Genomic DNA, 13,016 nt, shown 5'->3' on the forward strand with positions numbered 1-13,016 from the left:
CAGAGCCCGCGCGCGAGGGTCACACCGCGGGTTCGGTGGCCAGTGCGCGCTCGGCGATGATGTGAGCGTACTGCCGGCCGGAGTCCTTGATGGTGCGCTCCTGGGTCTGGTAATCGACCGCCACGATGCCGAAGCGTTTGGCGTAGCCCCAGGCCCATTCGAAATTGTCCATGAGCGACCAGTAGAAGTACCCACGGACGTCGACGCCCTTCTCGACGGCGTCGAGGACGGCGGCCAGGTGCGCCTCGACGAACTCGACGCGCTCGGTGTCGTGCACGCGGGTCTCGCCGTCTTCGACCACGACCTCGTCGTCGTACGACGCACCGTTCTCGGTCACGTAGAGCGCCGTGCCGGCGGGGGCGGAGTACTCCTCGCTCACGCGCTCGAGCAGGCGCGTGAGACCCTCGGGCTGCACCTCCCAGCCCATGTTGGTGCGGGACAGGCTCCGGTCGTGCCAGAACAGGTTCTCGTGCGCGGGGAACGGCTTGCCGATCGGCCGCGTGGTGGGCGCATCTCCGGCGGGTGGCTCGACCTCGGGCGGCGTACCGCCGACGAACTCGCCGTGGTAGTAGTTCACGCCGAGCGAGTCGATCGGGGTCGAGATGACGTCGAGGTCGCCGGGCTGCACGGCATCCTGCCAGCGGGCCACGGCCTCGGCGTCGGTGTCGCGGAAGTCCTTGATGATGTCGGCCGGGTAGGCGCCTCGGAACACCGGGTCGAGGAACCAGCGGTTGAACTGTCCGTCGACCCGGCGCGCGGCGTCGAGGTCGGCGGGGTTCGCCGGGTTCACGGCATCCGCCACCGTGAGGTTCAGCGTCAGACCGAGGTTGAGCGAGGCATCGCGCGCACGCAGCTCGCGAACGGTCTGGCCGTGCCCGAGCAGCAGGTGGTGCGCGGCGAGCATGCCCTCGGCCTGCGAGTAGTGCCCCGGCGCGTGGGCGCCCGCGGTGTAGCTCAGGAACGACGAGCACCACGGCTCGTTGAGGGTCGTCCAGACGTCGACACGGTCGCCGAGGGCGTCGTGCATGTCGAGCGCGTACTCGGTGAAGCGCTCGCTCGTCTCGCGGACGGTCCATCCGCCCTTGTCCTGCAGCGCCTGCGGGAGGTCCCAGTGGTACAGCGTCAGCCAGGGCAGGATGCCGGCGTTCAGGAGTTCGTCGACGAGACGCTTGTAGAAGTCGACGCCCTTCGGATTCAGCGCACCACCGTCGGGGCGCACCCGCGACCACGAGGTCGAGAAGCGGTAGGTCTGGAGACCGAGCTCTTTCATCAGCCGCACATCGTCGGCGTAGCGGTGGTAGTGATCGCACGCGACGTCGCCGTTGTCGGCGTTGATGACGGCGTCGGGAACGCGGCAGAACGCGTCCCAGATGGATGCCGTGCGGCCGTCTTCGAACGCCGCGCCTTCGATCTGGTAGGCCGCGGTGGCGGCACCGAAGAGGAAGCCGTCGGGAAACGCTCGGGTGTGGGACATGGTTCGGGTTCCTTCCGTGGGCGCGAGGGTCATCCCTTGACCGCCCCTTGCATGATGCCACTGACCAGCTGCTTGCCCGCGAAGACGAACAGCAGCAGCAGCGGGATCGTCGACAGCAGCACGCCCGCGAGCACGATGGAGTAGTCGACGAAGTAGTTGGACTGCAGAAGCGACAGCGCCACCGGCAGTGTCGGGTTCTGCCGATCGAGCACGATGAACGGCCAGAAGAAGTTGTTCCAGGCGCTCACGAACGTGAACAGTCCGAGCATCGCCGCGGCGGGCCGCGCGGCCGGCACTCCCACCGTGAGGAAAGTACGGAACGAACTCGCCCCGTCCACGCGCGCGGCCTCGATCAGCTCGTCGGGCACGGATTGGCGCAGGTACTGCGTCATCCAGAACACCCCGAACGCGCTGGTGAGTGCCGGGACGATGATCGCCCCGAGCTGGCCGGTCCAGCCGAGTTCGCTGAACAGGATGTACAACGGCACGACGCCCAGCTGCGTCGGGACGGCCATGGTCGCCACCACGAACACCAGCAGCCACGGTCCCCCGCGGAAGCGCAGCTTCGCGAACGCCCAGCCCGCGAGGGTGGAGAAGAAGACGACGGATGCCGCGATCAACCCGGAGCTGACGATGGAGTTGACCAGTGCGGGCCAGAAGTTGACTGCCGGGTCGCCGATCACGGCGGCGGCATTGGCGAGGAAGTTGCCGCCGGGGATCCACGAGCGGTTCGCGTCGCGGATCGTGGACGAGTCGCCGGAGCCGATCAGCAGCGACCAGTAGAAGGGGAACAGGCTCGCCAGCAGCACCGCGCCGAGGCTCGCGTAGACGATCCAGCCGGGGCGCGACCCGCGCACGGGGCGCGGGCGTCGGCGGGCCGGGGCGGACGGGTCGCGATCGGCGACGGGGACGGGCGCGGGGCTGACGGCGGTCATCGACGTGTCTCCTGTCGTGCAGCGCCGCCTCGCGGCGCGCGGATGTCTGGCTCGGGTGCCGAGGCCGCGGCATCCGTCTTCAGCCGGGCTTTCGCCGCCCGCGCCTGCGCGCGGATCTCGCGGCGCGAGCGTGCGTCGCCACGCGCCCCGTCATCTCGCACGAGCGATCGGGTGATGAACAGGTTGATCGCGCCGATGGCGAGGATCAGCAGGAAGAGGATCCACGCCAGGGCCGCGGCCCGGCCGAAGTTCCACTCGCCCCACCCGACGTTGTAGAGCCACAGCGTCACAGTCAGCCATTGATTGTCGGCGCCGCCGGTGCCGTACTGGTCGTACATGCGCGGCTCGTCGAAGATCTGCAGGCCGCCGATGGTGGCCGTGATGATGACGAACACGAGGGTGGGCTTGAGACTCGGCAGCGTGATCGAGAAGAACTGACGGATCTTCCCGGCGCCGTCGACGGTTGCGGCTTCGTAGTACTCGCGGGGGATGGCCTGCATCGCGGCGAGCAGGATGAGGGTGTTGTAGCCGGTCCAGCGGAAGTTGACCATCGTGGCGATGGCGATGTGGCTCGCGAACGCATCGGAGTGCCAGGGGACGGCGGGGAGCCCGAGGCTCTGCAGCGTGGTGTTCACGACGCCGTACTGGTCGCCGAACATGTTGCTGAAGATGAGCGCGACGGCCACGGGGGCCATGACGTAGGGGACCAGCACGCTCATGCGCCAGAACGTCTTGGCGCGGATGTTCTGATCGAGCATCGCCGCGATGAAGATCGCGAGGATCAGCTGCGGGACGCTGGAGAGCAGGAAGATGCTGAAGGTGTTGCGCAGAGCGATCCAGAACTTGGGCTGCGAGAGCACCCAGGCGTACTGGTCGAAGCCGATGAACTCGCCGGAGTTCCGGACCAGGTCCCAGTCCATGAACGAGATGACGGCCGTGTAGGCGATGGGGAAGAGTCCCGTGATCGCGAACAGGATGAAGAACGGCGAGATGTAGAGGTACGGGGAGAGCTTCAGGTCCCACGCGCTGCGGCGCTGGGCGAAGCCGAGTCGACGGGGCGTGCGCTCGCCGGTCGGTCCCGACGCCGCGGCTGGCGCGGGCCGCTCGAGTGTGCTGGTCACGATGGTGTCTCCTCCTCGAGACGAGCGGGACGGATGCCGGGGCCCGGGGCGGCATCCTGGGTTCCGTCTTCGACACGCGTCAGCGCCTTCTGCATGGCGTCGTTGATCTGGAAGTAGAACGTGCCCTTGTACGGCGACACCTTCACGGCCTGCGCGCGCTCGGAGAGCATCTCGCCCACGGGCGCGTCGTTGAAGTACGCGTTCGTGCTGCTCAGCAGCGCGTCGGCGCTGAGGGCGTCGGTCTGGCTCGGGAAGGTGCCGGCGTTCTCGAACGCCTTGACCTGGGTCTCGGGGTCGGTGAGCCAGTCGGCGAGCTCCTGGGCGGCTTCGACGTTGGCACCGTTGCCGGGGACGGTCAAGTACGAACCGCCCCAGTTACCTGCTCCGCCGGGGAAGACGTTGGCGATGTCCCACCCGGTGACCTCGGGGGCGTTGCCCTCGATGACGCCGAGCATCCAGCCGGGGCAGAGCATCGTGGCGAAGGCGCCGTTCGAGAGGCCCGCGAACCAGTCGTCGGACCACTGGCCGAGGTGCGCGGACTGCGTGGCGCTGGCGGCGAGCACCTGGTCGTAGATCTTCTTGACCTCGGGGTTGCTCGTGGCGGTGATCGAGCCGTCGTCGGCGTTCTCGTACGCGGCTTCGACCTGGTTGATCGCGCCCTGGTAGGTGCCGCCGGCCGAATCGAAGAACGCCTTGCCGGTGGCGGCGACATACTGGTCGCCGGCGGCGAAGTAGGTCGACCAGTCGCCCTCGAGCATCTTCGCGACGTCGGCGCGGTCGGTGGGGAGCCCCGCCGCGGCGAAGAGGTCGGAGCGGTAGCAGACGCCCTCGGGGCCGATGTCGGTGCCGTAGCCGACGAGCTGACCCTCGGGGCTGGTGGCGGCCTCGACCTTGTAATCGAGCCAGCGGCTCTTCAGATCGTCGGGTACGGGAGCCAGCAGGTCGGCGTACTCCATCACCTCGGGGAGCCAGTCGACCTCGATCGCCTCGATGTCGGCGAGGCCGGTCTTGCCGAGCTTCTGGAAGTAGTTCTCCCGAGCCTCGTTGCTGGTCGCGGCCTTGTTGTGCACGATCTTCACGTTCGGGTGCGCGTCCATGTACTCCTGCAGGAGCGCGTCGGTGTACCCGAAGTCGTTGAAGGTGGCGATGGTCAGCGTGACCTCGCCGTCGGAACCGCCCGAGGCGGCGCCTCCGGTGCCGGAGCATCCGGCGAGCACGAGGGCGGAGGTGGAGGCGACGGCGACGACGAGCGCGGTCCGACGCAGGGCACGAGAATTCACAGATCACTCCTTTGTGGTGGGTGCGGATCGGTGATGTACGCAGATGCGCCGCCCATATGGGAGCGCTCCCAACCGATCGCGATCGACTGTATGGGATCGCTCCCACGACGTCAAGGGAGCGCTCCCATGTGAGGTGTCGGTGCGGACGGGGCGTCGATCCGGTCGTGAGAAACGCTCTCGCGAGCGAGAAACGCCTGCTCATGACGTTTCTCCCCGCGGATCGCGTTTCTCGCGGAGGGGCGGGCCCGGCGGCAGCGCTGCCCGCGACGGGTGAGGCCGCAGGCCCGCTCCCCTAGACTGGCTTCCACAACGCCACCCGACTCCTGGAGCTGCAGTGCCCACCATCGTCGTCGACGTCATGCCCAAGGCCGAGCTTCTCGACCCGCAGGGGAAGGCCGTAGCCGGCGCCCTGTCGCGGCTCGGCGAGAACCGCTTCTCCGGCGTGCGCATCGGCAAGCGTTTCGAGCTCACCGTCGACGGAGAAGTCGACGACGCGACGCTCGCGCGCGTCCGCGAGCTCGCCGACGAGATGCTCTCGAACGCCGTCATCGAAGACGTGGTGAACATCGAGGTCGTGGAGTGACCGCCCGCATCGGCGTCATCACCTTCCCGGGTTCGCTCGACGACCGCGACGCCCAGCGCGCGATCCGTCTCGCGGGCGGCGAGCCGGTGGCCCTCTGGCACGGCGAACACGACCTGAAGGGCGTCGACGCCCTCGTGCTCCCCGGCGGCTTCAGCTACGGCGACTACCTCCGCGCCGGCGCCATCGCCGCTTTCGCGCCGATCATGGCCGAGGTCAAAGACGCCGCCGCCAAGGGCCTGCCCGTGCTCGGCATCTGCAACGGCTTCCAGATGCTCGTCGAGGCGCACCTCCTGCCCGGCGGACTCATCCGCAACGCCCATCAGCAGTTCATCCGCCGCGATCAGCGCCTGCGCGTCGAGAACGCCTCGACCGCGTGGACGAGCGACTTCACCGAGGGCGACGAGATCGTCATCCCGCTGAAGAACGCCGACGGCGGATACATCGCGGATGCCGAGACCCTCGCCCGCGTGAACGGCGAGGGCCTCGTGGCCTTCCGCTACGTGGGCGTGAACCCCAACGGCTCGCTCGACGACATCGCCGGCCTCACCAACGAGCGCGGCAACGTCGTGGGCCTGATGCCGCACCCCGAGCACGCGGTCGAGCCCGGCTTCGGGCCCGGAACCCGCGCCGCGATGCGCTCCGGCGTCGACGGCCTCGGCTTCTTCACCTCGGCGATCGCCGCCGTGGTGGGCGCCGCAGCCTGACGCCCCGCCCGTGACCGACAAGCGCGCCCCCGATCAGGACGCGCTCATCGACCGCATCCTGCATCTGTGGCGGGCGGATGCCGAGACCCTCCCCTCCGAGCCGCGGTTGGCCGAGCTGACGGGCGCGAGCCGCAATTCCGTGCGTGAGGCACTGATCCGCCTCGAGGAGCGAGGCTACGTGCACCGTACGCAGGGCGCGCGGACCTCGCCCAACCGTCGCCTGCCCGGGGTGGGACGCCGTATCGACGAGCAGTTCGACCACTCCCTGTCGATCCGTTCCGCGGGGTACGAGCCGACCCTCGACATCGTCGTCGCCGAGCGCGTGACTCTCGTTCCCGGTGGCGACCGCTACGACGACCTGCCCGACGGCACCGAGGTGCTGCGCACGCGCAAGATGTGGCGGGTCGACGGCGCCCCCTACGCCCTCGCCGAAGACCTCGTGCCCCTCACGCGCCCCGCCGACCTCGACCCCCGTCGGCCGGTGTTCGATCTCGCCGAGGCGGCCAACGGCATCCGGGTGGCGTGGGAGACGATGTGGATCGACGCGACCTCGCTCGATGCGGTGCGCGCCGGGATCCTGGATGCCGAGCCCGGCACACCCGTGATCGAGATGACCTACTGCGGCTACGGCGCTGACGACGCGATCGGGTACTGGTCGCGCGAGGTGCAGCTGCCGGCGCCGCCCGGGCTGCGCAACGCGCTGATCCGCCGCGTGCGCTCCTGACGCGTTTCGCCGATGTAACCGCGTCGTGAACTCGTCTGACACGTCTTGATCAAACTTGTTGGACAAGCGTACGCTCGCCTCACCCGAAGAAAGCGAGCCGCCGTGACCGACACCCTCACCCCCCACGCCCTGACCGCTGAGATCATCACCCCGGCCGGCTTCGAGCCCTACGGTGTGGTGCTGACCCCGATGGAGGACGGCACCCCCTTCACCGCCGAGGAGGCCGTGCTCGACGTATCGAACGGCATCCCGCGCTTCTACCTCATGCGCCTCGACGACAAGCCGGCCGAATTCGTACGCGTGACCCGCCACCTCGAGACCACGCAGACCCTGATGGCGGTCGGAGACGTCGAGTGGACGATCGCCGTCGCCGCGCCCGGCATCGAGCAGCCGGGCCTCGACGACCTGCGGGCCTTCCGCATCCCGCCACGCACCGCCATCACGATGCGCAAGGGCACCTGGCACGCCGGTCCCTTCTTCGCCGACCCGAGCATGGACTTCGTCAACCTCGAGCTCGACGACACCAACGTCGCCGATCACCACAACCACCGACTCGACGACGCGTACGGCGTGCGCGTCGTGATCGACGCGGAGTGAGCGTGCTCACTCCGCTCTCCGACGCGGCATCGCGCCTCGCCGCCCTCGAACGCGACGCGGCGCATCAGGCCACCCTGAGCGCCGGCGACGGGCGGTCGTGGGTCAGCGCGCGCGACGGGGTGCGACCGGTCGTCATCGTCGGCGCGGGGCAGGCGGGCCTCGTGCTGGCCCGGGGCCTGCGCCGCCGCGGGATCGACGACGTCGTCGTGATCGACTCCGCCCCCGCCGGCTCCGCCGGCCCCTGGACCACCTACGCCCGCATGCACACGCTGCGCACGCCGAAAGACATCGCGTGGCCGACCTGGGGCACCCCGGCGGTGAGCCCGCGCGCCTGGTTCGAGGCGGTCTACGGCGCAGACGCCTGGGAGGGGATCGAATACTTCCCGACGACGGCGTGGCAGGGGTTCCTGCAGTGGTACCGGGAGGTCTCCGACATCACCGTGGTCCCCGCAACCCGCGTGACGCGCCTGGCGATCACCACCGTCGACGGCCCCCTCGAGCTGCACCTCGACGGTCCCGACGGACAGTGGCTCCTCCCCGCCCACCACGTCGTGCTGGCGACCGGGATCGAAGGTGCCGGAGGTCGGCACGTGCCCGCGCTGCTCGCGGGCCTTCCCGCCGAGCGCGTGCACCACACGCACGACGACATCGACTTCGGCTCGCTCGAGGGCCTGCGCATCGGCATCCTGGGCGCGGGGACGGGCGCCTTCGACAACGCGGCGACTGCGCTCGAGCACGGGGCGGCCTCCGTCGACGTGCACATGCGACGTTCCGCGATGCCGCAGGTGAGCCCCTACCGGTGGATGGAGTTCGCCGGCCTCATCGAGAACTACGGCTCCTTCACCGACGCTCAGAAGTGGGCGTTCAACGTGCATCTCTCGGTCGTCGACCAGCCCGCCACGCAGAACGCCCTGTGGCGCGCGCACGCCTTCGACGACTTCCGCTTCCTCACCGCGTCGCCGTGGCAGCACGTGGAGTGGACCGGTACCGACATCGCCGTCACCACGCCGCACGGCATCCACCGCTACGACGTCGTTCTCGCCGCCACGGGGATCGCCGCCGACCTCGCCCGACGCCCGGAGCTTGCGGCGGTCGCCCCGGATGCCGCGCTCTGGAGCGACCGCCTCTCGCCCCAGGCCGCCGCGCAGAACCCCGGACTGGCCGCCTTCCCCTACCTCGACGACGACTTCGGCCTCGTCAGCCGGAGTACCCCCGATCGCTCGGCGCTGTCGCGGATCCACATGTTCAACCACGGGGCCCGACTCAGCCAGGGCATGCTGAGCCACCAGATCCCTGGCCTCGTCGGCGGTGCGACCAAGCTCGCGGCGGCCCTCTCGCGGCGCCTGTTCCAGCGCGACTCTGCGGCACTGCTGTCGGAGTACCTCGCCTACGACGTCCCGGTCGGGGTGCAGATCGGCCGTCGCCTGTCGGCGCCCGTCCCCGTCGGCTGAGGACACGACGCAGGAGATCTGCACGCCCCGCCCGGCTCGAGGCCCCGAGCGATCGGGGACAGCGGCGGATCTCCTGCGTCGTGTCCAGCGAGTCCGGAACATCGGGCGCGCGGGTAGCGTGAATCAGGTGACCACCGACGAGCCCCTGATCGTGTCCGTGCCCACCACCCAGCTGCGCGACGACCTGCAGCCGCTGCCGGACGGGGTCGAGGTGGTGGTGTGGGACATGGAGGATGCCGCTCCGCGCGAGCACTTCGACATGGTGGTGCCGCCGTACATGTCGATGGACGGCGTCATCGAGGCCCTGTCGACGGTGACGGTCGGGCTGGTCCAGAGCCAATCGATCGGTTACGACAACGTCGAGGGTCGCCTACCCGAGGGACTCGTCTACGCCAACGCCACGAGCGTGCACGAGACGGCCACCGCCGAGCTGGCCGTCGCCCTCGCCCTGGCGGCGCAGCGGCGCCTTCCCGACTTCGTGCGGGCTCAGGACCGCGGCGAGTGGATCGGCGGCACCGCGACCGGTCTCGCCGATCAGCGCGTGACGCTGCTCGGCTTCGGCGGCGTCGGCCGTGCGATCGCCGCGCGCCTGAAGCCGTTCGAGGTCGAGGTGCGCGCGGTCGCCTCGCACGGTCGCCTGCAGGACGACGTCGAGGTCTTCCCGCTCGGCAAGCTCGGCGACGTCCTCGCCGAGACCGACATCGTCATCGCCTCGCTTCCCGGGGGCGATGCGACGCGCCACGTGATCGACGACGCCGCCCTCGCCGCCCTGCCCGACGGCGCCCTCGTCGTCAATGTGGGCCGCGGCCCCCTGATCGACACCGACGCGCTCGTCGACCACGTGCGACGTGGCCGCATCCGCGCGGCGTTGGACGTCACCGACCCCGAGCCCTTGCCCGCCGGCCACCCGCTGTGGAGCCTCGACGGTGCGCTCATCGCCCCGCACGTGGGAGGGGCGACGGATGCCATGCGCCCGCGCATCGCGCGACTGCTGCGCCGTCAGATCGACCGTCTGCGCGCCGGCGAGGAGCCGCTGAACGTCGTCATCGGCGGCTGAGTCTCGGCGCAGCGCGTGCACCGACGCAACGTCAGACGCGCGAGAAGCGGCGAGGCAGCATCTTCTGGAGCGTGTCGAACATCAGGCGCGCGTCGCGTCGACCGCACACCGCGAGAAGGCCGACAGCCAGCACCACCCACGCGGCGACGATCGACACGAGACGCGCGAGAGGCGGCAGCGAGGCCAGCACCGCGACGTCGAGGCCCCACGTGCCCAGCGTCGCCAGACCGCTGACGGTGAGGGGGACGATCGCCGTGATGAGCAGCGCGCCCACCCGTAGACCCGCCCGCGGGGCGAAGACGAACGTGCCCGACGCCCAGATCAGCATTTGACCGGCGACCACCGCCCACGCAACACCGACGGGCGCCAGTGGAGCCCAGGCGACGACGAGGAGCACCATCGGCACACGGCCGACGATCTCCGAGAGGAAGAGGGCGCCCGAGCGACCCCGCGCGGCGAACCCCCAGTAGTAGCCGTACGCGATGGTCTGGAACACGGTGCCCGCGGCCAGCACCGGGAGGTACTGCATCGCCGGCAGCCAGGCGGCGCCGAGCACGACCTCGATCACGGGCGCACCGCCCACCACCAACAGCCCGGTCATCGCGAGCAGGGCGTGACTCACCAGGCTCTGTGCGCGCACGAGAGCGGCATTGAGTGCGTCGAGGTCGTCGGCGACCTCTGCCAGGCGGGGAAGCAGGATGCGGGTGAGCGGTGCGGCGACCTGTTGCAGGGGGAGCATCACGAGCTGGTAGGCGCGGCTGTAGAAGCCGACCGTCGCCGCGGAGTACCAGGCACCCATGGCGATCGTGTCCACGTTCGTCGTGACGTAGTGCGCCGCGTGCGTCCCGAGGGTCGAGACCCCGAAGACGAGGAGGTGCTTCATCGGGGCCCTGCGCGGAAGGCGGGGACGCCACCCGGCGGCCACGCACGCCCAGGCGAGGGTCACGAGGGCGGCCACCGTTCCCTGCAGCGCCAGGGCGACGTAGCCCGACCCCACGAGGGCCAGGGTGACGGCCGTCGCTGCGCCGAGAGCGTCGCCGCCCAACTCGGAAGCTGCGAGGCGTCGGAAACGATCGGTGCGGTTCAACTCGACATGGAACTGCACGGCGGCGGCTCGGAAGAGGTAGGCCGGCGCCGCGATCAGCACCACGATGACGAGACGCTCGTCGTCGAAGGCCTGGGCGATGGGCACCGCCGCGGCCGCCACGATGACCGCGAGCACGGCGCCGATGGCGGTGTTCAGCCAGAGCAGATTGCTCTTCTGCTGCTCGCTCAACTGTTTCTCGCGCAACGCCGCGAGGCTCAGCCCGAAGTCGCCGAGGACGGAGGCGATGCCCGTGATCGCCAGACCCAGGCTCACGATGCCGAAGTCCGCGGGGCCGATCAGACGGGCGAGCACCACGATGTTGACGACCTGCAGCAGGTACCGGAGCCACTGGGTCGACAGCAGCAGCGTCGCGCCCCGCGCCCGTGAGCCGGGGGATGCATCGGGCTCCACGTGGACGACCCCCTTCTGACGCGCCTCCCGCACGGCGCACCACCGGAACCATAGGTTCGGACGGTGCGGCGAGCCGGCCATCTCAGCCTCCCCCCGCCCGTGGGTGCGCGATACTTCACCCGGCGCGGCTCTGAGGGGCTGCTCCGAGGTCGCGATGCCACCGTCGTGGAGCACGCATAGCCTGTGCCGATGACGTCCTCAGCCGCAGCTGGTGCGCGGGCACGGGCGCGCACCAGCGACCTCCCGCGTCTCGCCACCGACGTCCGGAGTCGGGGGGCTCGCGCGGTCTCCTTCGGCGTGCTCCTCGTGTTCTGGCTCGCCTGCGTGGCGGGTCCCGTCGCCGAGACGCTGACGACGAGCAGACGCGTCGCGGTCGAAGGCGCGAAGACCCCCCTCGCGCAAGCCGTGGTGGATGCGTTGAACGTGGCGTTCTACGTGCCCGCCGTCATCGCCGTCCTCGTGCTCGTCTTCCGCGTCGTCTTCGTGCGCAATGACGTCGCACCCCTTCTCATCCTGATCGTCCCCTGGCTCTGGATCGTGCTCGACGAGTTCGCCCGAGGGGGGCGGATCTCGGCGCCGATGATCCTCCCCATCGGTGTCGCGGTCACCTTCTGGGCCATTCAGACCCGCGTCGACGACCTCAAGCTGTATGCGCTTCTCGCCGCCTTGCTGACCGGTGTTTCGATGGCACTGACCGCCACCGCCCCCGCGCTGATGTACATGCCGGAGAGCTTCGACGTCGCCGCCGACAAGTCGGTGACGGGACTGCCGCTGCTCGCGGGGTTCTTCAGCCACCCCAATACGAACGGGCTCTTCCTCGTCCTCGCCCTGCCGCTCGCCCATCTCTTCGCACGCTGGTACCTGCGGTGGGCGATCGCCGGCGTGATCCTGTGCGGCATCGTGTGGTCGTCCTCGCGCACAGCGCTGTTCGCCGCGGCCGTGTGGCTCGTGGTGATGCTGCTGAACCTCCTGCTGCGTGCGTCGCTGCGGCGGGTGCTGGTCGTGCTCCTCGTAGGTCTCGTCGTCGCCGTCGCCGCCGTTCCCCTCACGACGACCGATCCCGAGGCCTACACCGAGCGCGGCGCGATCTGGCAGTTCAGTCTGGCGCAGCTGGACGGGATGCAGTGGCTCTTCGGTGTGGGACACAGGTGGTACGTCGACCACTACGACCTCCTCAGTTCCGCACTGTCGACCGCCGCCAGCCACGGTCACAACGTCTTCGTCCACTCCGCTGTCACGGGCGGCCTGATCCTCGCGCTCCTCATCGCGGTGGTCATGCTGAACGCGGCGCGCATCGCCGCCTGGCTGCCGCATCGACAGCACGTCGCGGCCGCGGCGTTCCTGTGTGTCCTGGCGGCCGCATCGATCACCGAGACCGCCTGGCGCACCGAGGCTCCCGACACCCTCTTCGCCTCGATGATGGTGCCCTTGTTCGTGATCGCGACGCAGAGCCGGGTCGTCACCTCAGACCCTGCGCGCATGTCGGGTGAAACGACGGGTGAAGCGCTCGCGCGCCGCGATGGCGCGCGGGCAAGGTCGCGGCGTGAGCGAGAGCTGCGAAAGGCCTGATATCGGCCCTGGCACGGCCGCGA

At 69.8% G+C, this 13,016-nt stretch carries 12 protein-coding genes; 7 read left to right on the forward strand and 5 right to left on the reverse strand.

The window, feature by feature from the left end:
* Nucleotides 1-19: 19 nt before the first annotated feature.
* Genes FHS07_RS04875 through FHS07_RS04890 form a run of 4 tightly spaced genes read right to left on the reverse strand, consistent with a single transcriptional unit; the run spans nucleotide 20 to nucleotide 4,810 of the window.
* Nucleotides 20-1,474, reverse strand: a complete 1,455-nt coding sequence (locus FHS07_RS04875) for a glycoside hydrolase family 1 protein (protein WP_183418729.1) — start codon at nucleotides 1,472-1,474, stop codon at nucleotides 20-22.
* 29 nt (nucleotides 1,475-1,503) lie between these two features.
* Nucleotides 1,504-2,409, reverse strand: coding sequence for a carbohydrate ABC transporter permease (locus FHS07_RS04880; RefSeq protein ID WP_183418730.1), 906 nt, complete (start codon nucleotides 2,407-2,409; stop codon nucleotides 1,504-1,506).
* Nucleotides 2,406-3,530 (reverse strand): ABC transporter permease subunit, encoded by a 1,125-nt coding sequence (locus tag FHS07_RS04885; protein WP_183418731.1) that lies wholly within the window; start codon nucleotides 3,528-3,530, stop codon nucleotides 2,406-2,408. Before FHS07_RS04885 ends, FHS07_RS04880 begins: the two co-directional genes overlap by 4 nt.
* Nucleotides 3,527-4,810 (reverse strand): extracellular solute-binding protein, encoded by a 1,284-nt coding sequence (locus FHS07_RS04890; RefSeq protein ID WP_183418732.1) that lies wholly within the window; start codon nucleotides 4,808-4,810, stop codon nucleotides 3,527-3,529. The genes FHS07_RS04885 and FHS07_RS04890 overlap by 4 nt, the downstream gene beginning before the upstream one ends.
* A gap of 334 nt (nucleotides 4,811-5,144) precedes the next feature.
* Here FHS07_RS04890 and purS point away from each other — a divergent pair, with 334 nt between their 5' ends.
* The 6 genes from purS to FHS07_RS04920 all read left to right on the forward strand — a co-directional run bounded on the left by purS (nucleotide 5,145) and on the right by FHS07_RS04920 (nucleotide 9,926).
* A complete protein-coding gene (gene purS, locus FHS07_RS04895; RefSeq protein WP_183418733.1) occupies nucleotides 5,145-5,393 on the forward strand; it encodes a phosphoribosylformylglycinamidine synthase subunit PurS in 249 nt (82 codons plus the stop codon).
* Nucleotides 5,390-6,097 carry a phosphoribosylformylglycinamidine synthase subunit PurQ gene (gene purQ / locus FHS07_RS04900; RefSeq protein ID WP_183418734.1) on the forward strand — a complete coding sequence of 236 codons (708 nt, stop codon included), beginning with the start codon at nucleotides 5,390-5,392 and terminating at the stop codon, nucleotides 6,095-6,097. The genes purS and purQ overlap by 4 nt, the downstream gene beginning before the upstream one ends.
* Nucleotides 6,098-6,107: 10 nt before the next feature.
* Entirely contained in the window at nucleotides 6,108-6,821 is a 714-nt protein-coding gene (locus tag FHS07_RS16425) for a GntR family transcriptional regulator (protein WP_183418735.1), read from the forward strand.
* Between the two features lie 102 nt (nucleotides 6,822-6,923).
* Entirely contained in the window at nucleotides 6,924-7,418 is a 495-nt protein-coding gene (locus FHS07_RS04910) for an ureidoglycolate lyase (RefSeq protein WP_183418736.1), read from the forward strand.
* On the forward strand, nucleotides 7,415-8,869 hold the full coding sequence (locus FHS07_RS04915; RefSeq protein ID WP_183418737.1) for an FAD-dependent oxidoreductase: 1,455 nt from the start codon (nucleotides 7,415-7,417) through the stop codon (nucleotides 8,867-8,869). Before FHS07_RS04910 ends, FHS07_RS04915 begins: the two co-directional genes overlap by 4 nt.
* A 127-nt stretch (nucleotides 8,870-8,996) precedes the next feature.
* Nucleotides 8,997-9,926 carry an NAD(P)-dependent oxidoreductase gene (locus FHS07_RS04920; protein ID WP_343054604.1) on the forward strand — a complete coding sequence of 310 codons (930 nt, stop codon included), beginning with the start codon at nucleotides 8,997-8,999 and terminating at the stop codon, nucleotides 9,924-9,926.
* A 31-nt stretch (nucleotides 9,927-9,957) separates the two neighbouring features.
* Here the strand turns inward: FHS07_RS04920 and FHS07_RS04925 are convergent, their stop codons facing one another.
* A complete protein-coding gene (locus FHS07_RS04925) occupies nucleotides 9,958-11,424 on the reverse strand; it encodes an oligosaccharide flippase family protein (RefSeq protein WP_183418738.1) in 1,467 nt (488 codons plus the stop codon).
* Nucleotides 11,425-11,613: 189 nt separating this feature from the next.
* Between FHS07_RS04925 and FHS07_RS04930 the strand changes: the two genes are divergently transcribed.
* The gene (locus FHS07_RS04930; protein ID WP_183418739.1) at nucleotides 11,614-12,993 is read left to right on the forward strand and encodes an O-antigen ligase family protein; all 1,380 of its coding nucleotides are present in this window, start codon (nucleotides 11,614-11,616) and stop codon (nucleotides 12,991-12,993) included.
* Nucleotides 12,994-13,016 lie beyond the last annotated feature (23 nt).

This window comes from Microbacterium proteolyticum, assembly GCF_014192415.1.
Taxonomy (GTDB): Bacteria; Actinomycetota; Actinomycetes; order Actinomycetales; family Microbacteriaceae; genus Microbacterium; species Microbacterium proteolyticum.

Bases quoted from the DNA above. Each gene is read 5' to 3' on its own strand.
- FHS07_RS04930 (WP_183418739.1), top strand. From the start codon at position 11,614: ATGACGTCCTCAGCCGCAGCTGGTGCGCGGGCACGGGCGCGCACCAGC.
- FHS07_RS04880 (WP_183418730.1), bottom strand. From the start codon at position 2,409: ATGACCGCCGTCAGCCCCGCGCCCGTCCCCGTCGCCGATCGCGACCCG.
- FHS07_RS04875 (WP_183418729.1), bottom strand. From the start codon at position 1,474: ATGTCCCACACCCGAGCGTTTCCCGACGGCTTCCTCTTCGGTGCCGCC.